The organism is Afipia sp. DC4300-2b1 (genome assembly GCF_049895725.1).
Classification (GTDB): Bacteria; Pseudomonadota; Alphaproteobacteria; order Rhizobiales; family Xanthobacteraceae; genus Afipia; species Afipia broomeae.
The window spans coordinates 1,027,662-1,052,001 of the sequence record NZ_JAFCSX010000001.1 but is presented as its reverse complement, the minus strand read 5'-3'; the positions used below and the strand labels follow the sequence as shown (position 1 = coordinate 1,052,001).

Annotated in this window: 27 protein-coding genes; 11 read left to right on the top strand and 16 right to left on the bottom strand. The window is 62.7% G+C overall.

Going from position 1 to position 24,340, the window contains the following annotated elements:
• Positions 1 to 18: 18 nt before the first annotated feature.
• The 3 genes from rlmN to ACP7AL_RS05175 are packed head-to-tail and all read left to right on the top strand — an operon-like array spanning position 19 to position 2,123.
• Positions 19 to 1,233 carry a 23S rRNA (adenine(2503)-C(2))-methyltransferase RlmN gene (rlmN, locus tag ACP7AL_RS05185; protein WP_425989544.1) on the top strand — a complete coding sequence of 405 codons (1,215 nt, stop codon included), beginning with the start codon at positions 19 to 21 and terminating at the stop codon, positions 1,231 to 1,233.
• Positions 1,234 to 1,238: 5 nt separating this feature from the next.
• Complete coding sequence (locus tag ACP7AL_RS05180; protein ID WP_291620789.1) at positions 1,239 to 1,643, top strand: hypothetical protein; 405 nt, start codon at positions 1,239 to 1,241, stop codon at positions 1,641 to 1,643.
• Between the two features lie 9 nt (positions 1,644 to 1,652).
• Positions 1,653 to 2,123 (top strand): hypothetical protein, encoded by a 471-nt coding sequence (locus ACP7AL_RS05175; protein ID WP_006023432.1) that lies wholly within the window; start codon positions 1,653 to 1,655, stop codon positions 2,121 to 2,123.
• 94 nt (positions 2,124 to 2,217) lie between these two features.
• Here the strand turns inward: ACP7AL_RS05175 and ACP7AL_RS05170 are convergent, their stop codons facing one another.
• Entirely contained in the window at positions 2,218 to 2,817 is a 600-nt protein-coding gene (locus ACP7AL_RS05170; protein ID WP_425989542.1) for a 2-hydroxychromene-2-carboxylate isomerase, read from the bottom strand.
• A gap of 134 nt (positions 2,818 to 2,951) precedes the next feature.
• On the opposite strand from ACP7AL_RS05170, the gene ACP7AL_RS05165 reads away from it, so the two are divergent.
• The 3 genes from ACP7AL_RS05165 (at position 2,952) to ACP7AL_RS05155 (ending at position 7,270) form a co-directional block, all read left to right on the top strand.
• Positions 2,952 to 3,779 carry a phosphatase PAP2 family protein gene (locus ACP7AL_RS05165; RefSeq protein ID WP_425989540.1) on the top strand — a complete coding sequence of 276 codons (828 nt, stop codon included), beginning with the start codon at positions 2,952 to 2,954 and terminating at the stop codon, positions 3,777 to 3,779.
• Between the two features lie 256 nt (positions 3,780 to 4,035).
• Positions 4,036 to 5,373, top strand: coding sequence for an argininosuccinate synthase (gene argG, locus ACP7AL_RS05160; protein WP_425989538.1), 1,338 nt, complete (start codon positions 4,036 to 4,038; stop codon positions 5,371 to 5,373).
• 139 nt (positions 5,374 to 5,512) lie between these two features.
• A complete protein-coding gene (locus ACP7AL_RS05155; protein ID WP_425989536.1) occupies positions 5,513 to 7,270 on the top strand; it encodes an alkaline phosphatase in 1,758 nt (585 codons plus the stop codon).
• Between the two features lie 63 nt (positions 7,271 to 7,333).
• On the opposite strand, the gene ACP7AL_RS05150 is transcribed toward ACP7AL_RS05155, so the two are convergent.
• A complete protein-coding gene (locus ACP7AL_RS05150) occupies positions 7,334 to 8,650 on the bottom strand; it encodes an OmpA family protein (protein WP_425989534.1) in 1,317 nt (438 codons plus the stop codon).
• 35 nt (positions 8,651 to 8,685) lie between these two features.
• On the opposite strand from ACP7AL_RS05150, the gene ACP7AL_RS05145 reads away from it, so the two are divergent.
• The gene (locus ACP7AL_RS05145) at positions 8,686 to 9,168 is read left to right on the top strand and encodes a hypothetical protein (RefSeq protein ID WP_425989532.1); all 483 of its coding nucleotides are present in this window, start codon (positions 8,686 to 8,688) and stop codon (positions 9,166 to 9,168) included.
• Positions 9,169 to 9,511: 343 nt separating this feature from the next.
• On the opposite strand, the gene ACP7AL_RS05140 is transcribed toward ACP7AL_RS05145, so the two are convergent.
• Both ACP7AL_RS05140 and ACP7AL_RS05135 read right to left on the bottom strand, forming a co-directional pair.
• The gene (locus tag ACP7AL_RS05140; protein WP_024921135.1) at positions 9,512 to 9,724 is read right to left on the bottom strand and encodes a hypothetical protein; all 213 of its coding nucleotides are present in this window, start codon (positions 9,722 to 9,724) and stop codon (positions 9,512 to 9,514) included.
• Positions 9,721 to 10,200 (bottom strand): pyridoxamine 5'-phosphate oxidase family protein, encoded by a 480-nt coding sequence (locus ACP7AL_RS05135; RefSeq protein ID WP_425989530.1) that lies wholly within the window; start codon positions 10,198 to 10,200, stop codon positions 9,721 to 9,723. Before ACP7AL_RS05135 ends, ACP7AL_RS05140 begins: the two co-directional genes overlap by 4 nt.
• A 159-nt stretch (positions 10,201 to 10,359) precedes the next feature.
• Between ACP7AL_RS05135 and ACP7AL_RS05130 the strand changes: the two genes are divergently transcribed.
• Positions 10,360 to 10,737, top strand: coding sequence for an MAPEG family protein (locus ACP7AL_RS05130; protein ID WP_425989528.1), 378 nt, complete (start codon positions 10,360 to 10,362; stop codon positions 10,735 to 10,737).
• A 100-nt stretch (positions 10,738 to 10,837) separates the two neighbouring features.
• Here ACP7AL_RS05130 and ACP7AL_RS05125 read toward each other — a convergent pair whose 3' ends face one another.
• The 4 genes from ACP7AL_RS05125 to ACP7AL_RS05110 all read right to left on the bottom strand — a co-directional run bounded on the left by ACP7AL_RS05125 (position 10,838) and on the right by ACP7AL_RS05110 (position 13,949).
• On the bottom strand, positions 10,838 to 11,653 hold the full coding sequence (locus tag ACP7AL_RS05125; RefSeq protein WP_425989526.1) for an FkbM family methyltransferase: 816 nt from the start codon (positions 11,651 to 11,653) through the stop codon (positions 10,838 to 10,840).
• Between the two features lie 79 nt (positions 11,654 to 11,732).
• A complete protein-coding gene (locus tag ACP7AL_RS05120; protein ID WP_425989524.1) occupies positions 11,733 to 12,065 on the bottom strand; it encodes a c-type cytochrome in 333 nt (110 codons plus the stop codon).
• A 71-nt stretch (positions 12,066 to 12,136) separates the two neighbouring features.
• Entirely contained in the window at positions 12,137 to 13,393 is a 1,257-nt protein-coding gene (locus tag ACP7AL_RS05115) for an adenylate/guanylate cyclase domain-containing protein (protein WP_425989522.1), read from the bottom strand.
• Between the two features lie 55 nt (positions 13,394 to 13,448).
• Positions 13,449 to 13,949 carry a MarR family winged helix-turn-helix transcriptional regulator gene (locus tag ACP7AL_RS05110; protein WP_425989520.1) on the bottom strand — a complete coding sequence of 167 codons (501 nt, stop codon included), beginning with the start codon at positions 13,947 to 13,949 and terminating at the stop codon, positions 13,449 to 13,451.
• A 156-nt stretch (positions 13,950 to 14,105) separates the two neighbouring features.
• On the opposite strand from ACP7AL_RS05110, the gene ACP7AL_RS05105 reads away from it, so the two are divergent.
• Both ACP7AL_RS05105 and ACP7AL_RS05100 read left to right on the top strand, forming a co-directional pair.
• Positions 14,106 to 14,525, top strand: coding sequence for an organic hydroperoxide resistance protein (locus tag ACP7AL_RS05105; RefSeq protein WP_425989518.1), 420 nt, complete (start codon positions 14,106 to 14,108; stop codon positions 14,523 to 14,525).
• Between the two features lie 110 nt (positions 14,526 to 14,635).
• On the top strand, positions 14,636 to 15,679 hold the full coding sequence (locus tag ACP7AL_RS05100) for an alpha/beta fold hydrolase (RefSeq protein ID WP_425989516.1): 1,044 nt from the start codon (positions 14,636 to 14,638) through the stop codon (positions 15,677 to 15,679).
• An 87-nt stretch (positions 15,680 to 15,766) separates the two neighbouring features.
• Here the strand turns inward: ACP7AL_RS05100 and ACP7AL_RS05095 are convergent, their stop codons facing one another.
• The 6 genes from ACP7AL_RS05095 to sdhC all read right to left on the bottom strand — a co-directional run bounded on the left by ACP7AL_RS05095 (position 15,767) and on the right by sdhC (position 21,035).
• Positions 15,767 to 17,098: a type II toxin-antitoxin system HipA family toxin gene (locus ACP7AL_RS05095; protein ID WP_425989514.1), complete on the bottom strand. Its 1,332-nt coding sequence runs from the start codon at positions 17,096 to 17,098 to the stop codon at positions 15,767 to 15,769.
• Positions 17,098 to 17,349 carry a helix-turn-helix transcriptional regulator gene (locus ACP7AL_RS05090; protein WP_425989512.1) on the bottom strand — a complete coding sequence of 84 codons (252 nt, stop codon included), beginning with the start codon at positions 17,347 to 17,349 and terminating at the stop codon, positions 17,098 to 17,100. Before ACP7AL_RS05090 ends, ACP7AL_RS05095 begins: the two co-directional genes overlap by 1 nt.
• 238 nt (positions 17,350 to 17,587) lie before the next feature.
• The gene (locus tag ACP7AL_RS05085) at positions 17,588 to 18,370 is read right to left on the bottom strand and encodes a succinate dehydrogenase iron-sulfur subunit (protein WP_006023450.1); all 783 of its coding nucleotides are present in this window, start codon (positions 18,368 to 18,370) and stop codon (positions 17,588 to 17,590) included.
• A 41-nt stretch (positions 18,371 to 18,411) separates the two neighbouring features.
• Entirely contained in the window at positions 18,412 to 20,235 is a 1,824-nt protein-coding gene (gene sdhA, locus ACP7AL_RS05080; RefSeq protein ID WP_425989510.1) for a succinate dehydrogenase flavoprotein subunit, read from the bottom strand.
• A gap of 3 nt (positions 20,236 to 20,238) precedes the next feature.
• Positions 20,239 to 20,643, bottom strand: a complete 405-nt coding sequence (gene sdhD, locus ACP7AL_RS05075; protein ID WP_425989508.1) for a succinate dehydrogenase, hydrophobic membrane anchor protein — start codon at positions 20,641 to 20,643, stop codon at positions 20,239 to 20,241.
• Entirely contained in the window at positions 20,640 to 21,035 is a 396-nt protein-coding gene (gene sdhC, locus ACP7AL_RS05070) for a succinate dehydrogenase, cytochrome b556 subunit (protein ID WP_024921145.1), read from the bottom strand. The genes sdhD and sdhC overlap by 4 nt, the downstream gene beginning before the upstream one ends.
• A gap of 275 nt (positions 21,036 to 21,310) precedes the next feature.
• Between sdhC and ACP7AL_RS05065 the strand changes: the two genes are divergently transcribed.
• Positions 21,311 to 22,171: a sulfite exporter TauE/SafE family protein gene (locus ACP7AL_RS05065; RefSeq protein ID WP_425989505.1), complete on the top strand. Its 861-nt coding sequence runs from the start codon at positions 21,311 to 21,313 to the stop codon at positions 22,169 to 22,171.
• A 106-nt stretch (positions 22,172 to 22,277) separates the two neighbouring features.
• On the opposite strand, the gene ACP7AL_RS05060 is transcribed toward ACP7AL_RS05065, so the two are convergent.
• Together ACP7AL_RS05060 and ACP7AL_RS05055 are read right to left on the bottom strand one after the other, a co-directional pair.
• Positions 22,278 to 22,790 carry a GNAT family N-acetyltransferase gene (locus ACP7AL_RS05060; protein ID WP_425989503.1) on the bottom strand — a complete coding sequence of 171 codons (513 nt, stop codon included), beginning with the start codon at positions 22,788 to 22,790 and terminating at the stop codon, positions 22,278 to 22,280.
• Complete coding sequence (locus ACP7AL_RS05055) at positions 22,787 to 24,313, bottom strand: malonate--CoA ligase (protein ID WP_425989501.1); 1,527 nt, start codon at positions 24,311 to 24,313, stop codon at positions 22,787 to 22,789. The genes ACP7AL_RS05060 and ACP7AL_RS05055 overlap by 4 nt, the downstream gene beginning before the upstream one ends.
• Positions 24,314 to 24,340: the final 27 nt, after the last annotated feature.

The following is a 24,340-nucleotide window of genomic DNA, read 5'->3' as shown; positions in this document are numbered from 1 at the left end:
CCCGAGACACGTATCGATATGACCATGACCGAAGCGCCAAGCATTCAGGAATCAGGCGTCCTCGAAAAAACCGCGCTGGAAACCTACGTGCCGCCGGCGAAGCCCTCGCTGGTGGGGCTGTCGCGCGAGGAACTGGCGCAGCGTCTCGGCGAGATCGGGGTGGCGGAAAAGCAGCGCAAGATGCGCGTCCAGCAGCTCTGGCACTGGATGTATGTGCGCGGCGCGCAAAGCTTCGCCGACATGACCAACGTGTCGAAGGATATGCGCGCGGAGCTTGAGCAGCATTTCACCGTCGACCGGCCTGAAGTCGTCGCCGAACAGATCTCCAACGACGGCACCCGCAAGTGGCTGCTGCGTTTGCCGAGCGGTCACGCCTCCGAGCGTCCGCACGAAGTCGAGTGCGTCTACATTCCCGAAACCGATCGCGGCACGCTTTGCGTCTCCTCGCAGGTCGGCTGCACGCTCAACTGTTCGTTCTGTCACACCGGCACCCAGCGTCTGGTGCGCAATCTCACCGCCGGCGAGATCGTCGGACAGATCATGGTGGCGCGCGATCGCCTCAATGACTGGATCGACCGTGAAACACCGAACGGCAACCGCCTCGTCACCAACGTGGTGATGATGGGCATGGGTGAGCCGCTGTACAATTTCGACGCGGTGCGCGATGCGCTGCTGATCGTCTCCGACAACGAAGGCATCGGCATTTCCCGCCGCCGCATCACGCTCTCCACGTCCGGGGTGGTGCCGAACATCGCGCGCACCGGCGACGAAATCGGCGTCATGCTCGCGATTTCGCTGCATGCGGTGCGCGACGAGTTGCGCAACGAACTGGTGCCGCTGAACAAGAAGTATCCGATCAAGGAACTGCTGGACGCCTGCCGCGCCTATCCCGGCTCGTCCAACTCGCGCCGGATCACGTTCGAGTATGTGATGCTGAAGGGCATCAACGATTCGCTGGATGACGCCAAGCTGCTGGTGAAATTGCTGAAAGGCATTCCGGCCAAGATCAATCTCATTCCGTTCAATCCGTGGCCGGGCACCAGGTACGAATGCTCGGACTGGGAGCAGATCGAAAAATTCTCCGAGTACGTTTTCAACGCTGGCTATTCGTCGCCGGTGCGCACCCCGCGCGGCCGCGACATCCTCGCCGCCTGCGGACAGCTCAAGTCCGAGACCGAGAAATTGTCCGCACGCGAACGTCAGGCGCTGCGCGCCATGGCAATGACGGATTGAATGTCGTGAGAGCGTACAGGCTTGGCCGTATTCTTCTGGCCTATGTCTGCGCATTATTCGCCGCGTCTCTTGCGATCGCTATTTTTCATGTTGTCATGATCATGCTTGTTGAGCCGAAGACCAGTTCGAAAGTGCTTCTGTTCATTTTGCCAGCGACGCTTGGTCTCACTCCGTTCGTGTTGCTCTTTACCATTATCCCCGGCCTGATTGTTGCGATAAGCGCGGAGCTTGCAGGATTGCGCTCTTCGGTGGCTTACATATCAATTGGCGTTGGTGTAGCTTTGTTATGCTTAGGAGTTGTTGTCGGTTGGGATGTAATCAATTTGTTGATCTATCCAGCCTCAGGAGCAGTAGCAGGTTATGTTTACTGGTTGGTTGCAGGCCGTAACTCCGTTCCATACGGTTATTGATCGCTCCCCATGGCAGTGATCGGACGTCTGTTCGCAATTTTTTTCGGATTTCTCGCTGCGTGTTTCGTGGCGGGCGCGGTGGTGATCTACGCGATCTTCTTTCCGGAGATGAGCGACGTATCGCTCGATTTCGATCAGGGCGCGATCAATCTCATTCTCGGATTCGGCTTCATCCTTGTCAGCGGATTCGCGCTGATGCCGGCCCTGATCATGGCGCTGGTCACCGAAGCGTTTTCGATCCGGCACATTCTTGCCTACGCTGTCGCAGGCGGCCTCGCGGGCCTGTGCTGCTATCTTGCCTTCATCCCGTTCGACACCGTGAACATGACCTTCAACGGCATCATCCGCCGGCATCTCGAAGTGATGGTCGGCGCGGGGATTCTCGGCGGCGTGATCTACTGGATGATCGCTGGCCGCAATGCCGGCGCGTGGCGCACGTCGCCGCCGGCTCCGCCACCGTTGCCGCCCCTGCCGCGGTAAGCCGGATTCGTTCGTCATTGCGAGGAGCGCGGCGACGAAGCAATCCAATCTTACTGATGCCGAAGCGGGAATGCTCCGCTCGCAGTGACGGGAACTATTTCTTCGCCCAGCGCAGCGCCTGCTCGAGGCGATCGTTGCCCCAGAACAGTTCACCGTCCTGCGTGGTGAATGTCGGCGCACCGAAGAACTCGCGCCTCTGGGCTTCCGCCGTCAGCTCGCGCAGCTCCGTCTTGATCTCGTCGGCCTGCGCGCTGGCGAAGGTCGCATCCACCGGCACTTTGATTCTTGTCAGGATGTCGGCGATCACGGTTGGCTCAGAGATGACGCGGTTCTCGGCGTATTCGGCGTGAAACACCGCGCGGCTGAAATCCTCGCCCCACGTGTCTTTCAATCCCACCAGTGCGACGCGGCTCGCCAGCACCGCCGATTGCGGAAATACACTCGGCCACTGAAAGCCGACGCCGATCTCGTCCGCGCTGCGCTTCACGTCGCGGATCATGTGCTTGCCGCGCAACGGAAACAGATTGAACGGCGAATCCGTCATGCCTTGAGTCGCGAAAATCGGCCCGAGCAGAAACGGCCGCCACCGCACCTGAACACCTGCGGCATCGGCCAGCGGCGCGATGCGTGTCGCGGACAGGAACGAATAGACCGAGGCGAAATCGAACCAGAAATCCAGAACGGGCTTGGGCATGGTCCTGGGAGGCTCCCGCTTTGAAGGCATGTTTTTGCCGTGCTGTTTTAAAGCTTAACACGGATCGGGGGAGGCCGCCGGAATGCGGCGTGTGGCCACTTTTATTCCCCTGCCGGCTCGGCTAAACCCCCGCCATGAACCGGACCGGACTCTACATCGCGCTCGCGATCTCGGTGGTTTTCGGATTGCTGTTCGGCCTCTATCCCGAACTCGATCTGAAGGTTGCCGCATTCTTCTACGACGCGACGACCAAAAGCTTTCCGCTGAAATCCAGCACGTGGGCCGCGATCGCCCGCGACGGCGCGATGTGGATTGCGTGGGGTCTGGTGATGCCCGCGCTGGTGTCGCTGATCGTCAAGCTGATCCGTCCGGTGAAGCCGCTGATGATCTCCGGCCGCGCCATGGTGTTTCTGATCGTTACGATGTTGCTCTCGGCGATCGTGCTGTCGAACATCGTGTTCAAGGGCTACTGGGGCCGTCCGCGTCCGGTGGTGGTGACGGAGTTCAACGGGCCGCTTGAATTCAAGGCCTGGTGGGACCCGCGCGGCGCATGCCCGAAGAACTGTTCGTTCTTTTCCGGCGAGGGCGCGACTGCATTCTGGACCTATGCGCCCGCCGCGCTGACGCCGCCGCAGTGGCGTCCGCTGGCCTATGTCGCGGCCACTGCGTTCGGTGTGTTCACCGGCGGTCTTCGCATGTCCTTCGGCGGCCACTTTCTGACCGATGTGCTGTTCTCCGGCACTGTGTCGTTCATCGTGATCTGGCTGGCTTATGCCTTCATCTACCGCTGGCCATCAACGCGGCTGACCGACTACGGCATCGACGCCTGGCTGACGCGCTTCGCATGGCCGGGCTATCGCTGGCGGCAGAAACGCCTCGGCCGCGACGTCGGCGAGACCCCGCGCATCAGGCCGGGGGCGGAGACCGCTGCGGACGGCGGAGCGCCTATTCTGCGGCCCTAGCGGAGCGTCCGAGGCAGGTCAGCGCGTGATGCTCCCTGAGTGTCATTGCCGGGCTTGACCCGGCAATCCATCTTTTTGAATAAGTTCACGTTTTGATGGATCACCGGGTCAAGCCCGGTGATGACGATTGTGTTTGTTGAGGCCCTGTGCCTCATCTTCCCATCGTCCGCCAATCTTTCTATAGAAAGCCGGTCTGGTGAGGCTTGCCAGCCGTGCATCCAAACCGCCCAAATGAAATCTCCCGAAGGGAAGTCCCATGAGTACGATTCTGAAAAACCTTCCCAAGGGGGAAAATGTCGGCATCGCTTTCTCCGGCGGGCTCGATACCAGCGCCGCGCTGCTCTGGATGAAGCAGAAGGGCGCGCGCGTCTTCGCCTACACCGCCAATCTGGGCCAGCCGGACGAGGCCGACTACGACGAGATCCCGCGCAAGGCGATGGAGTTCGGCGCCGAGAAAGCGCGCCTCGTCGATTGCCGCACGCAACTGGTTCATGAAGGCATCGCCGCGATTCAATCGGGCGCGTTCCACGTCTCGACCGGCGGCATCGCGTATTTCAACACCACGCCGCTCGGCCGTGCCGTCACCGGCACGATGCTCGTCTCCGCGATGAAGGAAGACGGCGTCAACATCTGGGGCGACGGCTCGACCTACAAGGGCAACGATATCGAGCGGTTCTACCGCTACGGACTGCTGACCAATCCGGACCTCAAGATCTACAAGCCATGGCTCGACCAGCAGTTCATCGATGAATTGGGCGGGCGCGCGGAAATGTCGGCGTTCATGAAGGCCGCCGGCTTCGCTTACAAGATGAGCGCCGAGAAGGCGTACTCGACCGACAGCAATCTCCTCGGTGCGACGCACGAGGCCAAGGATCTCGAACATCTCGACAGCGGAATCACAATCGTCAATCCGATCATGGGCGTTCCGTTCTGGCGCGACGACTGCGCGGTGAAGGCCGAGAAAGTTTCGGTGCGCTTTGTGGAAGGCCAGCCCGTGGCGCTGAACGGCAAGACGTTCACTGACGCTGTCGCGCTGTTCTATGAGGCCAATGCCATCGGCGGGCGTCATGGCCTCGGCATGAGCGACCAGATCGAGAACCGCATCATCGAGGCGAAGAGCCGCGGCATCTACGAGGCGCCGGGCATGGCGCTGCTGCACATCGCCTATGAGCGTCTCGTCACCGGCATCCACAATGAAGACACCATCGAGCAATACCGGATCAGCGGCATGCGGCTTGGCCGGTTGCTGTATCAGGGGCGGTGGTTCGATTCGCAGGCCCTGATGCTGCGCGAAACCGCGCAGCGCTGGGTGGCGCGCGCGATCACCGGCGAGGTGACGCTCGAACTGCGCCGCGGCAACGACTACTCGATCCTGAACACCGAAAGTCCGAACCTCACCTATGCGCCGGAACGGCTCAGCATGGAGAAGGTCGAGGATGCGGCGTTCACGCCGGGCGACCGCATCGGCCAGTTGACCATGCGCAACCTCGATATTTCCGACACCCGCCGCAAGCTCGATCTCTACACCAGGACCGGCCTGCTCTCGGCCGGCGAGGGCTCGAATATTCCGAAGCTCGACAGCGACAAGAGCTGAGACGCAGCTCATCTGCATGAATTTTGCGAGGGCGGGCCGTTCGGTCCGCCTTTTCATTTTGCCGCACCCTGTAGTCAAGCCGTCATCTTGCGCTCATAATTTCCGCGCTCGCGCGCCCGACCCTCACGTGGACATCGTTATGAGACATCTGATTATCGCGGCTGTCGCCGCAGTGGCCTGCAACACCGGAGCAATCGCGCAAACGATCTATCCGATCGACCGCGCGGATATCCTGTCGGGTGCGCGGTTCGATCTGAAGGTGGAGTTCGCCGCGAAAGTGGATCAGGACAAGGTGCGCGTCACCATCAACGGTCAGGATGCGGCAGCGGCGCTCAAGGCCCCGCCGCTGTTCATCGATCGCGAAGACAACAAGGACCAGTCAGCGCTGGTGCTGCGCGGCGCAACGCTGGATACGCCCGGTGCGTACACCGTGGTTGCGAGCGATGGCGTCAATTCCCGCACCGTGACCTGGAATGTGTTCGGCACCGGCGCACGCAAGGCGAAGAACGTGATCCTCTTTATCGGCGACGGTCTGTCGCCGGCGCATCGCGTGGCTGCACGGCTGCTGGCGAAGGGCATCGCGCAGGGCAAGAGCCTCGGCAAGCTCGCCATGGACGACATGCCGCAGATGGCGCTGGTGGCGACGGCAGGCTCGGACTCGATCATCACCGACTCGGCCAATGCGGCCAGCGCATTCGCCACCGGTCACAAGGCGGTTGTCAATGCCATGGGTGTCTATGCCGACCGGACAGCTAGTCCGTTCGACGATCCGCGCGTGGAAACCATCACCAGCCTCGCGCGGCGCAAGCTCGATCTGGCCATCGGCATTGTCACCAACACCGAAGTCGAGGATGCGACCCCGGCTGCGATGGTCGCGCACACGCGCCGCCGCAACACCTATAACGACATTGTCGAACAGTTCTTTGCGGCAGGTCCTGACGTGCTGATGGGCGGCGGGCTCGCGAACTTCCTGCCGAAGGGCGCGCCGGGTTCGAAGCGCGCGGACGAGACCGACTATGTCGCAAAATTCAAGGAGGCCGGCTACGCCTATGCGGCGACCGCCACCGAACTCGCCGCGGCGGCGAACAAGGCCGATACGCGCAAGCTGCTCGGCCTGTTTGCGCTGGGCAACATGGACGGCGTGCTGGATCGCAAATTCCTCAAGGGCGGCGGCGTTGCGAAATCGCCGGACCAGCCCGACCTGACGCAGCAGATGCAGGCCGCGCTCGATGTCCTGTCGAAGAACGGCAACGGCTTCTTCCTGATGGTGGAGTCCGGGCTGATCGACAAGTATGCCCACGCGCTCGATTTCGATCGCGCGGTCTACGACACGATCATGCTCGACAATGCGGTGCGGCTTGCACGCGACTGGTCGGCGAAGCGCGGCGACGACACGCTGATCCTCGTGGTTGCCGACCACAATCATCCCAATGCGCTGGTCGGCACCATCAACGACGACATGTCCACGCTGCCGAACGCGCCGCTGCGCGAGCGGGTCGGCGTCTACGACAAGGCAGGCTTCCCGAACTACCCCGCGCCGGATGCGGAGGGTTATCCGGCGCGGATCGATGTCAGCCGGCGTCTGGCGATCTTCTCCGCCAGCCTGCCCGATCACTACGAGACGTTGCGCCCGAAGCTCGATCATCCCAACGAGCCGACCGTGAAAGGCGACGAGGCCAATACGTTCAAGGCCAACGACAAGCACAAGGAGTTGCCCGGCGCGATGCTGCGCCTCGGTAATCTTCCGGCGATGATGGGCGCCAGCGTTCACTCCGGCGAGGACGTCATTCTCACAGCGACGGGTCCGGGCAGCGATCGGGTGCGCGGCTCGATGGACAACACCGAGGTGTTCCGCGTGATTGCGGATGCGTTGGGGCTTGGGCAACCGAAACAGTAAGCATGCACCACAAACAAAAACGGCCGGGAAAAATCCCGGCCGTCTTGTTGTCTGCGCCTTGCCTTAGCGGCGCGGCGGCGCGGTGCCCGCCGGCGGTGCCGGCAGCGAGGCCTGGCCGCCGTTGAGCAGCGGCGTGATGTTGCGGATGGTGACGCGGCGGTTGCGCCGCTCCGGTCCGTCCGTCGGCACCTTCAGGTACTGCTCGCCGTAGCCCTGCGACGTGAGATTTTCCGCAGGCACGTTGAACTGCTGGGTGAGGAGTGTGGCCGCCGATTCAGCGCGGCGATCCGACAGCGACAGGTTGTCGACATCGCTTCCGACCGCGTCGGTATGTCCTTCGATCAGGAACACCGTCTGCGGATTGCGCTGGATCGCACGGTTGATGCCGTCGGCGATGGCCTGCAGCTTTCCAACCTGATCCGGCGGAATCTCCCACGACCCGGTCTCGAAGTTGATGCTGTCGACATCGATGCTCGGCATGCGCTGACGCACCGACGGGCTGTAGCGGATTTCATCGAGCGAATACGGCCGCTCGATCCGCTCGACCGGGGGAGCGATCATGGTGTCGTAGATCAGTTCGGGCGATGCGTCTTCCGCCTCGACGATGTAGCGGTTCTCCGGAATGCGAAGGACCGGCGGCGGCAGCGACACGAAGTAGCCGCCGATGGCGCCGGCAACCACACCGGCGGCGAGGCCAGCACCGAAGCCGGGTCCGCGCCGGTTGTCGATGATGATCACCTCGCGGCCACGCGGGTCGCGGCGGATACGCCGGAGCAGGCCGCCGCGTTCATCGTTGACGGTGATGATCTGCGTGCCGTCAGGACGAACGACAACGGTGCGCGTATCCCTGCCGTCACGGGTCACACGAACGTCGCGCGCGCCGTAGCGGAAACGATCGACGTCGTTGTGACGGACGAAGGACTGTCCGTTCGGATCCTGAACGATGACGCGTCCCGGTTCGCGGATGATTGTACGTCCGCCTTCGGTGGACTGCTGACGCTGGCTGCGGAAATCATCCATCCGTCCGACCGGACGTGTGCCGGGCTGCTGGACCGGAATCGGCGTGGCCTGAACCGCGGGCGCAGGCGGCAGCGGCGCGGCAACGGGAGCCGTCGCCGGTGCTGCGGGCGTGCCGGGGGGAAGACCCGGAGGCGGGCCCTGACGCTGGCCGCGGCGATCACCGAAGCCCGGTTGTCCCGGCGCTGGCGGTGGTGTCGCACCGGGCGCTGCTCCCGGCGTCGCAGGAGGCGTTGCACCTGGAGTCGTCGGAGGCGTCGCTCCTGGAGCCGGAGGAGTCGTTGCAGCCGGCGGGGTCGCAGGCGTCGGCGCAGCGCCATTTGGTGCAGGCGGACGCGCGCCGTCAGGACGCGGTGGTGTCACATCACGCACGCCAGGCGCGACCGGAGGCGCACCCGGTGGACGCTGTTGCGCGGGCGCGGCCGATGGCGCACCGGCCGGCGGTGTTGCTCCGCCCGACGGCGCAGGTGCGGCGCCTGGAGCTGGCGGCGGAGGTGTTGCCGGGCGTGCAGCGGGAGGAACTGCCGGTGCAGGCGGTGGTGTCGGAGCGGCCTTCGGAGCTGCTGCTGGTGGAGCAGGCGGCGGTGGCGGAGGTGCCTTGGGCGCAGCAGCCGGTGGCGGTGGTGGAGCTGCTTTCGGAGGTGCGGGTGGTGGAGGCGGAGCTGCCTTCGGCGGAGCGGGCGGCGGCGGAGGCGCAGCGCGCGGCGGTGCCGGCGGCGGAGGAGGAGCGGCTCGCGGCGGAGCGGGTGGTGGAGGCGGTGCAGCCCTCGGCGGGGCAGGCGGCGGTGCCGGTGCAGCCTTCGGAGGTGCGGGCGGAGCTGCCTTCGGCGGAGCCTTCGGTGCGTTCGGATCGGCCGGCGCGGGTGCGGCTTGTGCGATGACGATCGACGACGTCTCGGCATGAGCCGGTATGTGCGAAAGCTGAATCGCAGCGATCGCTGTTGTCGTCATCAGAATGAGTCGAATGTTCTTCATGAGGCCTCTGGGGTGTGAAGAAAGTGAAGCAGCGGTGAAGCTGCCGCCCGTCGCAACGAAGTGAGTAACGATCAGTGATGAGTGATTAGGCGGTAATGTGGCGAAGCCAGAACGCTTGGAACTATTTCACATCGCACGGCGAATCGGCTCGCCGAGAATGAATGGACGTTAAGATACGCTTCGAATCTATCGCTGCAACATGCGCGTCTGCCAAGCACAGTTGCGCTGCACCACAAGCTGTGCCGCAGATCATCGCTGCGGCGTTTTAACCGGCGCCTCATCCGGCGCGTCGGGAGGAAGCTCGCGCGGCGCATCCGGCTCAACCGGATCATGCATCGGCGGCGGGACCTCGGGGCGCGGATTGCCGGGCGGACTTTCCACCGGCGGCTCGGTGGGCATCCCCGGCGTCGCGGGCGGAATCTCCTGCGGTTCGCCGGGGATTTGAGAAAATCGTTTTGTCACATCGTGACCTTGCGGTTTTCGCCGATGTCGGGACGGCTGCCTGTCGCGGCGGCCACCGCCATCTTGATCGAACTGATCACCTTGCCGGGCGTGTCCCAGTATTCGGCCTCCGTGGGGACGACTTTCAGCACGCAGACATTCGGATCCTCAGGGGAGTCCCACCACGCTTTCGCCCACGCGCTCCATAACTCCTTGATCTTGGCGCGGTCGCTGGAGACCGAAGCTTCACCTGAAATGGATACGTACTTGTGGTCGCTGGCGTCGGCGAAGGCGAGGCACACGGTCGGAAATTTCCTGATGTCCTCGTCCTTGTGATGACGTTTGTCCGCCAGAAAATAGAACGCGTTTTCGTCGCGCGCGATATGCGCGCTCATCGGCCGCGCATGCGGGTTTCTGCCGTCCCATGTCGCCAGCATGGCAACCGAAATTTTCTCCGCAAGATCCCATACGCGGGCCGTGTCGTCTGTCGCAGCCATTCCTGAAACTCCCTGACTCATAAGCCTGTTCAGCGGAGGCAACGAACGGAGCAAAGCTATGTTCCGTTGCGGACAATGCGAAGACAGCGGGTTCCCGCGTATTGACAGCGAGCGGTGAAGCCACGGAGATAGAGGGAACAGATATTCGGAGGACTTTCGATGCCGCTCGCCTATTGGTGCATTCTGATCGCCGCGCTGATGCCGTATGTGCTGGGCAAATACGCCAGGTTCGGGGTCGAGAGCGACAACCGCTATCCGCGCGAGGACTACGACAATCTGCCGCCGAAGAAGCGGCGGGCCTACGCCGCGCATCAGAATGCGCTCGAAACGTTTCCGTTCTTCGCGGTCTCGGTGGTGATTGCGCTGACCATGGGCGCGCCGGTCTATACCGTGAATGTGCTCGCGGTGCTCTATATCGTGCTGCGTATCGCACACGCGCTGCTGTACATCTTCAACAAGCCCACCGCGCGTTCGCTGGTGTTCGCCGTCGCGATGGCGGTCAGTGTCGCGATCTTCGTGTTGCCCGCGTTCAAATAGGCTTCGTCATTGCGAGCGAAGCGAAGCCATCCGTGCTTTGAAACAGCAACAAATGGATTGCGTCGCCGCAAGCGCTCCTCGCAATGAGATGTGATTGTGGCTATTGCTTCCGCACCAGCAGCGTATTGCTGCGCGTCTTGCCGGCGATGCCATAGCCGAGGCCGGTCATGTCCTTGATGCAGTCGTGCAGCCATGCTTTGTGCTCGAGATGCTCGATGGCGACCGCGCGCGGCCAGAGCGATTCGGGCGCCTCGCGGAAGAACGGCGTCAGCACACGGTCTTCATAACCTTCGACATCGATCTTGAGGGCATCGACCCGGGTCACGCCGGCGTCGCGCAGGATCGTCAGCAGACGATGCGCGGGCACCTTGATGCCGCCGGTGGTGGAGATGTGACTGGCACCGAGATTGTCGCCGTCGGTTTCGATCATCAGCTCGCCGTCGATGTCGCCGGCGGCGGCCTTGACCAGCGTGAGGTTTGTCAGCTTCGAGGCGGCGGCATTGAAGGCAAGACGAGCGTTTGACACCGGATGCGGCTCGATGGCGATGACGCGGCCGCGCTCGCCGACATGCTTCGCCAGCGCCACCGCGTAGGTGCCGACATTGGCGCCGACATCGACAAAGGTGCCGCCGGAGGGCGCGTGTTCGCGAAGGAAATCCAGTTCCGGCAGATTGTAATCGGGATTGAACAGCGCGCCGCGCTCGGTGCCGCTCGCCAGATGATGCAGCCGGAATGACGCGCCTTGATAATTGGCGTCGATCGGCCCGGAGCCGAGCAGGTTGACGATGCGCGACAGCCAGGGGCGGAACGCGCCGCGCTTGAGTCCGGAGCCATGTGCGGCGGCGATCACCGCGCGCTGCATGGCATTGGGGGCGTAAGCGCCGAAGGGCTTCTGGTCGTCGGGCGAGCTGTTCATGGGCCTGTCATCGCGCACCTGCTCCGCCGTTTCAAGGCCGGCGCGGGGCGATGATCGGGGCCATCCGGGCATGCGGCCGCTATTCCAGGCTTTTCAGGAACGACATCAGATCGTTGATCTGATCGGGCTCGAGGGTAAACATCGGCATGGTGGGGTGGCCGGTATCGATGCCTTCGGCGAGCGCCTCGGCCAGCGTGTCGAGCGGATACTTCGTGTGCAGTGTCCGGAACGGCGGCGCGATGGCCAGCGGACTGGGCGAATGGCGGTCGATCGAATGACAGCGTGCGCAATTGGTTCGCGCGTAGGTCCGCCCGCGCAGTTCGGCGGCCGAGACCGCCTTTGCCGGGTTCATGGCTGAACTCGCCATGGCAAGAGTGAACAGGGCAAAGCCCAAAATCAGGGAGACAGGCATGCACCCATGGTGCCGCATCTCGGCGAGAATGCGTTGACCTGCATCAACCGGGAAGCGCCGGATCAAAAATTCTATCCGCGATCCTGCAGATACCGCTCGAACCGGCTGGCCGCCTGTCCATCGGCCCTGATTCCGGGATCGATGGTGTACAATTCCTGGGCCCGTCCGATGCCGCGCAGCGCATAGCGTCCGGTCGAGACGAAGTGTCCGTTGCCGGGCGCGTCGAGGCCGTCAAAAAAAGCCGAGGACACCAGCAGTTCCCGTTCGACGGAGCGGCACATCGAGGCGATGCGGCTGACCTCGTTGACTGCGGGACCGACCACGGTGAAGTCGAGCCGCTCTTCGCTGCCGATGTTGCCGTAGAACACCTCGCCGACATGCAGGCCGACATAGGCCGAGGTCACCGGCCTGTTTTCAGACGCGCGCCGCTTGTTGAGGATCTGAATGTTCTTTCTGAACTGGTTCTCCGCACGCAATGCCGCGCGCCGCGCCGCGCCCATGTCGTCCTCATTGAAGATCGCCAGCACGCCGTCGCCGATCAGTTTGAGAACGTCGCCGCCCTCGTCATGGATCGCGCCGATCGCGGCGTCGGCATAGTCGTTGAGAAACGGAATGAACTCGGCGGGGTCCATCCCTTCGCCGATGCGGGTCGAACCGCGCAGGTCCGAAAACCACAGCACCGCGTTGATGCGGTCGGCGACGCCGCGGGAAATGCGCCCGCTCAGCACACGCTCGGCGGCATCGCGGCCGAGATAGACATGTCCGATGGTGCGGGCGATGCGGGCATGCGCGGCCGACTTCACCGCCAGCCCGAGCAGCGGCACGAGATCGCGCATCGCGCCAAGCGCGTCCTCATCGAACCCGTTCTCGCGCCGCATGCACCAGAGCGAATAGACGCAGTCCATTTCGCCGATGATTCCGGCATCGCCGAACCGGTGAATGAACGTCGCGAAGTGCTTGTGGCCGTCGCCGACAAGCTTCGCCGTCATCCCGAAATGCTCGTCATTGTCGTCGATGCAGAGTTCGTTCTGGCCGTTCTGAAGCATGGTGTAGAACGGCGAGCGCCGCCAGTTCTCGGCAGCTTCGCCCTCGCTGGTCGACTGGTATTCGAACAGATCGCTCTCGTTCGATTCGACGTCGCTCCAGCGAAAGCCCCGGCCTTCAAAAACCGGATGGAGGGTGTCGATGAACACGATGCCGCGCGACAGCTCCAGTCCGGCGGCCCTGCTGCGCTCGCAGAAGCCGCGGACGAGGTCTGTTTCAGCAACGCCGGCGAGACCCGCGCCGGTCAGCCAGTTCATGATTTCGAGCCGTGACGATACATCCATACGGATTCATCGCGCGGGATTGGCGTTGTTTCAAGGCAATATCCGGCGAAAGGCGCTACTTTGCCGCGCCCTTGGTGCTCTTGATCAGATTGCTGCGCAGCGCGACCACGGCCCTTTGCAGTTTTGCGAAATCGTCGGGGGCCAGCGCCGATTCCTTCACCAGATTCATCGGCAGGGCTTTCTCCCGCAGACGGCGGCCGGCATCGGTCAGGCTGATCAGGACCTGGCGCTCGTCCCCGGGATCGCGCTGGCGGCGGACATAACCCATCGCTTCGAGATTCTTCAGGATCGGCGTCAGCGTGTTGGATTCCAGAAACAGCTTCTCGCCGAGACTGCTGACGGTCTGGTTGTCGTCTTCCCACAAGGCGACGACTGCAATGTACTGCGTGTAGGTCAGGCCAAGCTCGTCGAGGATCGGCTTGTAGGCCCGCCCGTAGGCGAGGTTGGCCGAATAGATCGCAAAGCACAGGAAATCCTGCAGCCTCGGGTCCGGCTTTGGATCGGCTTTCGGGGCTGCGGCTCTGGAAGCCGCCTGTTTGGCTTTTGCGACGGTCATGGCCTGTCTCCTGGACACACGGGAACGTGATCCTTCGGACCCATATATATCGGATGCGATTAAATCGGAAGGGTTGACTTCGGGGCCGGGCCGGATATTTACAACGCATCCGATTAGATCGGATACGACCAACGTTTCAACCGAAGGACCCCTCCCATGACGACCCAGATCGACCAGGTGCTCTACACCGGCAAGACCCACACCACCGGCGGCCGCGACGGCGCTGCCCGTTCGGCCGACGGCCAGCTTGACCTCAAGCTGTCGCCTCCCGGCTCCAACCGCCCCGGCACCAATCCCGAGCAGCTTTTCGCGGCGGGCTGGTCGGCCTGTTTCATCGGCGCGATGAACCGCGCGGCCGGCGGCCTCAAGGTCAAGCTGCCTGCCGATCTCGCTGTCGATGCCGAGGTTGATCTCGGCAAGACGGGAGAAGACTTCTTCCTGCAGGCGCGGCTCAATGTCAGCCTGCCGGGTCTTGATCGGGAGGTCGCCCGCGCGGTGGTGGATGGCGCTCATCAGATTTGCCCATACTCCAAGCTCACGCGCGGCAACATCAACGTCGAACTGAATCTGGTCTGAACCGGACCGTCACATCATCGGAGCGGCCCGCCCGCGCGACCGGCGGGCCACTCCGGCGAAAAGCCATCATTGACCGCTTCACTCAGACAGCGATGTAACAGGAGACTTCCATGTCCGGCCTCGTCAACGCGAACCGCCGCAATTTCCTTCAGGCCGCAGGCACCGGCGCAGCCGCACTCGCCGCATCAAGGCTTGGATTGATCCAGTCCGCCCATGCACAAACCTCAGCGGCGTCCACCTCGTCCGCTTCTTCGGCGCCGATGGGACCGATCAGGCAGATCGACACCGGGACATTGAACACCGGCTACTTCGAAGCCGGTCCCGCCACCGGCCCCGTCGTGATGCTTCTTCACGGCTGGCCCTACGACATTCACAGCTTCGCGGAGGTCGCGCCGCTGCTGGCGGCGAAGGGCTACCGCGTCATCGTTCCGCATCTGCGCGGCTACGGCACCACCACGTTTCTCTCCGCCGACACGCCGCGCAACGGCCAGCAGGCGGTGCTGGCGATGGACATCATTGAGTTGATGAATGCGCTCAGGATCGAGAAAGCCGTCGTCGCCGGCTACGACTGGGGCGCGCGCACCGCCAACATCCTCGCGGCGCTCTGGCCGGAGCGGGTCAAGGCGATGGTGTCTGTCAGCGGCTATCTGATCGGCTCTCGCGAGGTGAACAAGAAGCCGCTGCCGCCGAAGGCCGAACTGCTGTGGTGGTACCAGTTCTACTTCACCACGGAGCGCGGCCGTCTGGGCTATCAGCAGAACACCCACGACTTCGCCAGGCTGATCTGGCAGCTCGCGTCACCGAAGTGGAATTTCAGCGATGAGACGTTCGCGCGCAGCGCCAGGTCGCTCGACAATCCCGATCATGTCGCGATTTCGATTCACAACTATCGCTGGCGGCTCGGCCTCGCCGAAGGCGAAGCGAAGTACGACGATCTGGAAAGGCGGCTGGAGCAGGGGCCGCCGATCACCGTGCCGACCATCACCATCGAAGGCGACGCCAACGGCGCGCCGCATCCCGAGCCCGCAGCCTATGCGAAGAAGTTCACCGGCAAGTACCAGCACCGGCTGCTGACCGGCGGCGTCGGCCACAATCCGCCGCAGGAAGCGCCAAAGGATTTTGCGCAGGCTGTGATCGATGTGGATAGGTTTTGATCGGCGTTATCGCATGTGAAAGGAGAGCGGCCTGACCGGCTGTCCGGACAGGCCGCTGTTCCTAAGCAATGATGCGGCGGCTTCTGCTCAATCCAGTTTCGCCAATGAACCTTTCAGCGTTTCGAGACGCTGGATGACGGCGGCCTTCACGGACTGATGAATCGCGCCCGGAAAACCTTTAGGCAATTCGTTTTCCACCCGATCCAGGGCCTCGGCGGCGCCGGCGATCATGGTCTCAACGCAGTTGCGCATCACGGATTTCGGCAGGTCTGCGGCTTCTCCCGTCTGCACGAAATGACGTCCGGCGATCTCGTCGATCCGGTAGTGGCGCTTGTTGCCGACGGACATCGCAAGCTTCATCTGCTTGCGCTGAATCTGACCGGAATCGAGGCTGGGCTGCGCCGTCAGGATATCGTAGAGCGGCGTCAGGCGATAACGCCCGCCCGGGCCGAGAAAGATGCTGAAGTTCTTGGCGTGCCCGTCGGTGGCGCCGATCAGCCAGAACAGGATCTGCGCCTTGAACAGTGAGGCGCGATCGGCGGCGGGATCGTCGCTGCCCTTGAGCAGATCGAGCAGGGCGGTAAGGTCCGGGCCTCCATCGCTCTGGTATTTCCGGGTCGGAGGAACAGACAGCGCCTGACAGCAATCTTCCTGCGGCAAGCGGAGCAGCCGTCCATCGCGCGTCCAACGCCGGTCGAAGCGTTCGATCACGAGAGCCTTTTTTCCGCCGAATGTTTCGATCGTCGCCTTGTTAACATCGAGGCCGAACGCGGCTGCCAGCCTGAGGCAGTAGAATTCGTTCTCGACACTGTTGGAGAGATCGATGCCGTTGGGTAACTCGCCTATCTGCGGCTTCAGGATGTGGGTGGTGGGTGTGGTGCCGTGCGGCTTGAGCCATTTGCCTTCGTGATAGAGCAGCGCGGTCTTTTCCTGCGCGCCGGCAACGGAAATCCGGAAGTCGTCGTCGCGGGAAAGGCCGAGTGGTGCCTGAACGAGCCCCTTCAGCAGCTTCTCGATGGCACTATCATCTACGTGTTCGCCGGTGAGGTCGGCACCGGGCTTTGCGGAATCCAGTTCGTCGTCGCTCGCGACGAACTGCAGCGCGCCGACGCAATCATGGCCGATGGCGGCGAGCAGGCTGTAGGCATCCATTCCGGCCGCGCCGACTTTTTCGGCGACGCGTTTGCGGATGGCATCTGAATCCGGCAGCAGGTTGTCGAACACGGCGGCGACTGTCGCGCCGCGAAAGCTGTCCTCGCGCAATTGCATGGAGAGTGAGATCGGCAGCGCATGCTCCCAGTTCAGCCAGCTTTGGCTGTACTGGAAGCTGATTGCACCGCTCGCGTCCTTGCGAAGATCACCGACGAGGCGATTGTTGAGCAGGACGCGCAACGGCTGATGACCGGGACGCCGAGGCATCAGAAAATATCCTCAATGTCCAACTCGCTGTCCTTGCCGCGCGGGGCAACCCGGAATTCGAGATCAAGCGCGGCCAGAATGGACAGCAGGGTTTCCAGCTTGGCCGCGGGATGGCCCATCTCGATCAGCGAAATGGTCTCCTGACGGAGGTCGGCGAGGTCGCCGAGCTGCGACTGGTTCAACCCGCGCTTTCTGCGGGCGCGGCGAATCAGATTGCCAAGCTGACTAGGGGTGCGCGCGACATCGGTCATGATCATCCTCCGTCCAGCATTATGCGCCAAATCCGATAATTCATTAATATGCAAATTAGCACATAAGTATGATTTATGCGTTAATTAGCATAAAATGTAATTATGTGATGTAGCGCATAAACAAGAGAGAAATCCGCATCCTGACTGGTACTGAATTCCGTGGATTGGTTTCCCAAAAAGCAAGACGCCCGCTTCGGAAAGCGGGCGTTTGTATTTCAGCGCTGAAAGGCTCCAGGCTTCAGACCTGCCGCTCGACCATCTTCGCCTTAAGGTCGGCGATGGCTTCCGACGGGTTGAGCCCCTTCGGGCACGCCTTGGCGCAGTTCATGATGGTGTGGCAGCGATAGAGCCGGAACGGATCTTCCAGATTGTCGAGGCGTTCGCCGGTGGCCTCGTCGCGCGAATCCTTCACCCAGCGATCGGCGGCGAGCAGCGCAGCCGGGCCGAGGAAGCGGTCGGAATTCCACCAGTAGCTCGGGCACGAGGTCGAGCAGCAGGCGCACAGAATGCACTCGTAGAGACCGTCGAGCTTGGCGCGGTCTTCCGGCGACTGCCGCCATTCCTTCTGCGGGGTCGCGGTCGTGGTGTGCAGCCACGGCTCGATCGAGGCGTACTGCGCATAGAAGTTGGTCAGATCCGGCACGAGATCCTTCACCACCGGCTGATGCGGCAGCGGATTGACCTTGATCGGACCGGCCTCGACCTCGTCCATGGCGCGGGTGCAGGCCAGCGTGTTCTGGCCGTCGATATTCATGGCGCAGGAGCCGCAGACGCCTTCGCGGCAGGAGCGGCGGAAGGTCAGCGTCGGGTCGACGTTGTTCTTGATCCAGATCAGCGCGTCGAGAATCATCGGCCCGCAATCGTGGGTGTTCACGTAGTAGGTGTCGATGCCCGGGTTTTTGCCGTCATCCGGATTCCAGCGATACACCTTGAACTCGCGCAGCTCGGTTGCGCCGGCCGGCTTCGGCCATTCCTTGCCGCCCGAGATCGTCGAATTCTTCGGCAGTGTGAACTGAACCATGGTCTCGAACCTTCGTTTGTTCGCTTGATTCTATACGGCGGTCAGTAAACGCGCGCTTTCGGCGGAATGTACTGAACGTCGTTGGTCATCGTGTAATCGTGCACCGGGCGGTAATCGAGGGTCGTCTTGCCCTTGTCGCTGCTCCACGACAGCGTGTGCTTCATCCATTCCTTGTCGTCGCGGTTGGGGAAGTCCTCGCGCGCATGGGCGCCGCGGCTCTCGGTGCGGTTCGCAGCCGAGTCCATCGTCACCAGGGCCTGGGAAATCAGGTTGTCGTATTCGAGGGTCTCGATCAGGTCCGAATTCCACACCAGCGAACGGTCGGTGACGGCGATGTCGTCGGTGCCGCCGTAAACCTTGTGGATCAGCTCCTGGCCTTCCTTCAGCACTTCGCCGGTGCGGAACACGGCGCAGTTGTTCTGCATCACGCGCTGCATGCTGTCGCGCAGCTTCGCGGTCGGGGTGCCGCCCGAAGCGTTGCGGAAATGATCGAGGCGGCTGAGCGCGAGATCGGCGGAATTCGCCGGCAGTTCAGGCTGCCGTGCGTTCGGCGTCAGCTTTTCGGCGCAGCGCAGAGCAGCAGCGCGGCCGAACACCACGAGGTCGATCAGCGAGTTGGAGCCGAGACGGTTGGCGCCATGCACCGACACGCAGGCCGCTTCGCCCACCGCCATCAGGCCGGGCACGATCGCATTGTCGTCGCCGCCCTTCTTGGTCACGACTTCGGCGTGGAAGTTGGTCGGGATGCCGCCCATGTTGTAGTGCACGGTCGGCAGCACCGGAATCGGCTCGCGCGTCACGTCGACGCCGGCGAAAATCTTCGCGGATTCCGAGATGCCCGGCAGGCGTTCGTGCAGGATCGCCGGATCGAGATGATCCAGATGCAGGAACAGGTGGTCCTTGCCCTTGCCGACGCCGCGGCCTTCGCGGATTTCAATGGTCATCGCGCGCGAAACGACGTCGCGTGAGGCGAGATCCTTCGCCGACGGCGCATAGCGCTCCATGAAGCGCTCGCCTTCCGAATTCGACAGGTAGCCGCCTTCGCCGCGCGCGCCTTCGGTGATGAGGCAGCCCGCCGGGAAGATGCCGGTCGGATGGAATTGCACGAATTCCATGTCCTGCAAGGGCAGGCCGGCGCGCAGCACCATGCCGCCGCCGTCGCCGGTGCAGGTGTGCGCCGAGGTGCAGGAGAGATAGGCGCGGCCATAGCCGCCGGTGGCGAGAATGGTGGTCTGGCCGCGGAAGCGATGCAGCGTGCCGTCGTCCATCTTCAGCGCGATGACGCCGCGGCAGACGCCCTGATCGTCCATGATCAGGTCGATGGCGAAATATTCGATGAAGAACTCGGCCTGATGGCGAACCGCCTGACCGTACATGGTGTGCAGCATCGCGTGACCGGTGCGGTCGGACGCGGCGCAGGTGCGTTGCGCCTGGCCCTTGCCGTAATCCAGCGTCATGCCGCCGAACGGGCGCTGATAGATCTTGCCGTCTTCGGTGCGCGAGAACGGCACGCCCCAGTGTTCGAGTTCGTAGACGGCGTCGGGCGCGTTGCGCACCATGTATTCGATCGAGTCCTGGTCGCCCAGCCAGTCCGACCCCTTGACGGTGTCGTACATGTGCCAGCGCCAGTCGTCGGGATGCATGTTGCCGAGCGAAGCGGAGATGCCGCCCTGCGCCGCGACCGTGTGCGAGCGCGTCGGGAAAACCTTGGTGATGCAGGCGGTGCGCAGGCCCGCTTCCGAGCAGCCGACCACCGCGCGCAGACCCGCGCCGCCGGCGCCGACGACGATCACGTCATAGGTATGATCTTCGATCGGATAGGCTTGACCGTTCGCGCCGGGCGCGCTCTTGCCGTTCGCGGCCATGCGTCAGACTCCAGAGGACAGTTTGAAAATAGCGTAGATCGAGGCGAGGCCGACAGCGATGCAGAAGAAGGTGTTGGCGATGATCGCGACCAGCTTGATCTTTTCGTCGGTGAGATAGTCTTCCAGCACCACCTGCATGCCGATCTTCATGTGCCAGACGCTGGCGATGATGAAGAGGATCATGATGATCGCGATCAGCGGCGAGCCGAGAATCTGCGCGGCGCCGGCCTGGTTGCGGCCGAGCAGCGACATGATGACCACGATCACAGGGACGATCAGCAGCACCAGTCCGATCGCGCTGACGCGCTGACGGAAGAAGTCGGAGGTTCCGCCTTTGGCGGAGCCGAGACCGCGGACGCGCTTGAGCGCGGTGCGGATCGATGAATTCGAGGGACCGTGTGCGCTCATCGTCCGCCTCCCACGACGTAGGCGATGATCCAGATCAGCACCGTCGCGGCGATGCCGGCGATCAAGGCCGCCCAGGTCAGGGATTCACGCTCGGTCGGCGAGAAGCCGTAGCCGAGATCCCAGACAAGATGACGAATGCCGCTGAACAGGTGGTGCATCAGCGCCCATGTGTATCCGAACACGATGACGCGCCCGATCCAGCTCGAGGTGAAGCCCTGGATATTGGCGTAGGCGCCGGGGCCGGAAGCAGTGGCGATCAGCCACCACGCCATCAGGAGCGTTCCGACATAAAGGCCGATGCCGGTGATGCGGTGAACGATGGACATCGCCATCGTCAGCGTCCAGCGGTAAGTCAGGAAGGGTGAAAGCGGACGGTCGATCCTGGGTGCCATGCGCGACTTTAACGGTTTGCGGCACAAGGAAGTGCCGTCTTTTTATGCGGGGACCGGGTTCTTAGAGGGCTTCTATTTACGGAGAAGGTGGAACGAGCGCAACGCAGAATCGATCAAGCTATGAATCGCAAAACATTGTTTGGTATGAGCTTTAGCCCTTCTGGTATACCTGTTTTTCGTATACCAGATAGATCGGCCGTCATATCTGAAGCATGATTCACCTTCTGTCATGCAGCGGGTAAAGAGCCCTCACATCCATCACGCGAGATCGCTGCATGATCGCCGGCCTCAATACCTCCCAACTGCTTGAACTTGTTCTGTTGCTGGTGGTGACCGGTGCGCTTGCAGGGTTCCTCGCCGGAATTTTCGGCATCGGCGGCGGCGCGGTGCTGGTTCCGGTGCTGTACGAATGCTTCCGGATCGCGGGCGTGCCGCTGGATGCACGGATGCCGCTCTGCATCGGCACGTCACTCGCCATCATCATCCCGACGTCGATCCGCTCATGGCAGGCCCACCACAAGCGGGGCAGCGTCGATATGGATATCCTTGTGAAATGGGCGGTGCCGGTCCTGCTCGGCGTCATGCTCGGCAGCGTGATCGCGCGCTATGCGCCGGAGAAGCTGTTCAAGTATGTGTTCGTCGGCGTCGCCTGGTCCGCGGCGGCGCGGCTGCTGCTCGGCAAGGAGAACTGGCGGCTGGGCGAGGAAATGCCGAAAGGCGTTTTCATGCGCGCCTACGGATTCTTCATCGGCCTGCTCTCGACGCTGATGGGAATCGGCGGCGGATTGTTTTCGAACCTGCTGATGACGTTCTACGGCCGCCCGATCCATCAGGCGATCGGCACATCGGCGGGCCTTGCGGTGCTGATCTCGATTCCCGGCGCGATCGGCTACATCTATGCGGGATGGCCCGCGGCAGCGCGCTTTCCCGAAGTGGCGGCGTTACAACTGCCGTTTGCGATCGGATACATCTCGCTGATCGGCGCATTGCTGGTGATGCCGACAAGCCTTCTGGTCGCGCCGCTCGGCGTGCGCGTGGCGCATTTCATGACCAAGCGAAAGCTCGAAGTCGCGTTCGGGATTTACCTGCTGGTAGTCAGCTCGCGCTTCGTAATCAGCCTCGCGACGGGCTACTGACGGATCGCCGCCAGATCGATTCCATTTTCCGTTCGTCCCCGCGCAGGCGGGGACCCAGGGCGAGGAACTGGATTCCCGCTTTCGCGGGAATGAGCGGAGAGGGACGTTACGCGCGGCGCGCGTCGTCAAGCTCGCGCTTCATGTAGAACTTCCGGTCATCCTCATCGATGATGCGGAAGCCCAGACGTTCATAGAGTTTCAAGGCGCGATTGCTGCGCACCACGGCGAGCGTCATCGGCTGACGCGCGCGCGTCGCCTGATCGATCAGATCGGTAATCAGCCGGGTGCCGACGCCGCGTCCCCGGAACGGAGCGTCGACGAAAATCTGCTCCAGATGGAGCGTGGAGTCCTGCACCGCGATCTGAATCCAGCCGACGTCACACCCATCGAGTGTGACGACCTGCACCTGATCCGCCTCCCAGAGATGACGCAGGTTTTCCTCCTGCCGCGTCACGTCGAGCTTCAAATCCCGGATGATGTTGGCCATCGCGGAGAGATAAAGCTTGACGCAAAAGGCGAAGTCCTCGCTGCGGGCCGGACGAAGCACGATCGGCATGATGGCATCAGCCCTTATGATGTGGCGTGCGGCGGTCCGGACCATGGTCTGCAAACGTGTCATTTCTTGTAGATTTCTGAATAGGTGTCGCGCAGCACGTTCTTCTGCACCTTGCCCATTGTGTTGCGCGGCAGGTCGTCGACGAAGATCACGCGCTTGGGCATCTTGAACTTCGCCAGCCGTCCGTCGAGCGCGTGCAGCACCCTGGCTTCATCAAGTGGCGTTTTCTTGTCGCCGACCACGACCGCGGTGACGCCTTCGCCGAAATCGGTATGCGGCACGCCGATCACAGCGGACTCGGTGACGCCGGGAATGGCGTCGATCTCGTTCTCGACTTCCTTCGGATAGACATTGAAGCCGCCGGAGATCACCAGATCCTTGCCGCGTCCGATGATGTGGACGTAGCCGCGATCGTCGATCTTGCCGAGATCGCCGGTGATGAAGAAGCCGTCGGCGCGGAATTCCGCCTTGGTCTTGTCCGGCATCCGCCAGTAGCCCTTGAACACGTTCGGACCCTTGACCTCGATCATGCCGATTTCTTCGCGCGCGAGTTCTTGTCCGGTTTCCGGATTGGTCACGCGCACCGAGACGCCCGGCAGCGGAAAGCCGACTGCACCCGGCACGCGCTCGCCGTCGTAGGGGTTCGATGTGTTCATGTTGGTTTCGGTCATGCCGTAGCGCTCCAGCACCGCATGGCCGGTGCGCGCCGACCATTCGCGATGGGTCTCCGCCAGCAGCGGCGCCGAGCCCGAAATGAACAGCCGCATGTGCGATGTGGAGTCTTTCGTCAGGTTCGGTGATTGCAGCAGCCGGGTGTAGAAGGTCGGCACGCCCATCAGCACGGTGGCGCGCTGCATGAGCTTGATGATCAGTTCGGGGTCGAGCTTCGGCAGGAAGATCATCGATGCGCGCGCGAACAGCGTGACATTGCTCGCCACGAACAGGCCATGCGTGTGATAGATCGGCAGCGCGTGGATCAGCACGTCGTCCTGCGTGAAGCGCCAGTAGTCGACGAGGCTCTGCGAGTTCGACGCCAGATTGTCGTGGGTCAGCATCGCGCCCTTGGAGCGGCCGGTGGTGCCCGAGGTGTAGAGAATGGCCGCGAGGTCATCGCCGGCGCGCACGACAGTGACGAAATCGGATGCGGCCTTTGCCGCGCCATCGCTCAGCGAGCCCTTGCCGTCGGCATCGAGCGTCTCAACTGTCGCGCCGGATCTGGCGGCAAGCTTGCCGATGCCGTCGGCCTTCGACGGATCGCATACGATCAGCGACGGCTCGGCGTCGCCGATGAAATATTCAAGCTCGTTGAGCGTGTAGGCGGTGTTCAGCGGCAGGAACACCGCACCCGCGCGCACGGTGGCGAGATACAGCACCAGCGCCTCGACCGACTTTTCCGTTTGCGCTGCAACACGGTCGCCGGGCTTCACGCCGCGCGAGACGATGACGTTCGCGACGCGTCCCGCCTGCGCGATCAGATCAGCATAGCTGATACGCGTCCCGTCAGATGTTTCGATGGCAAGCCTGCTGGTGTCTGCTGGCCCGTCGAACAGGCGAGAAAACAGGTTGGCGTTCGCGGCGGCGTTCATGCAACATTTCCATCGAGAGATCGGATT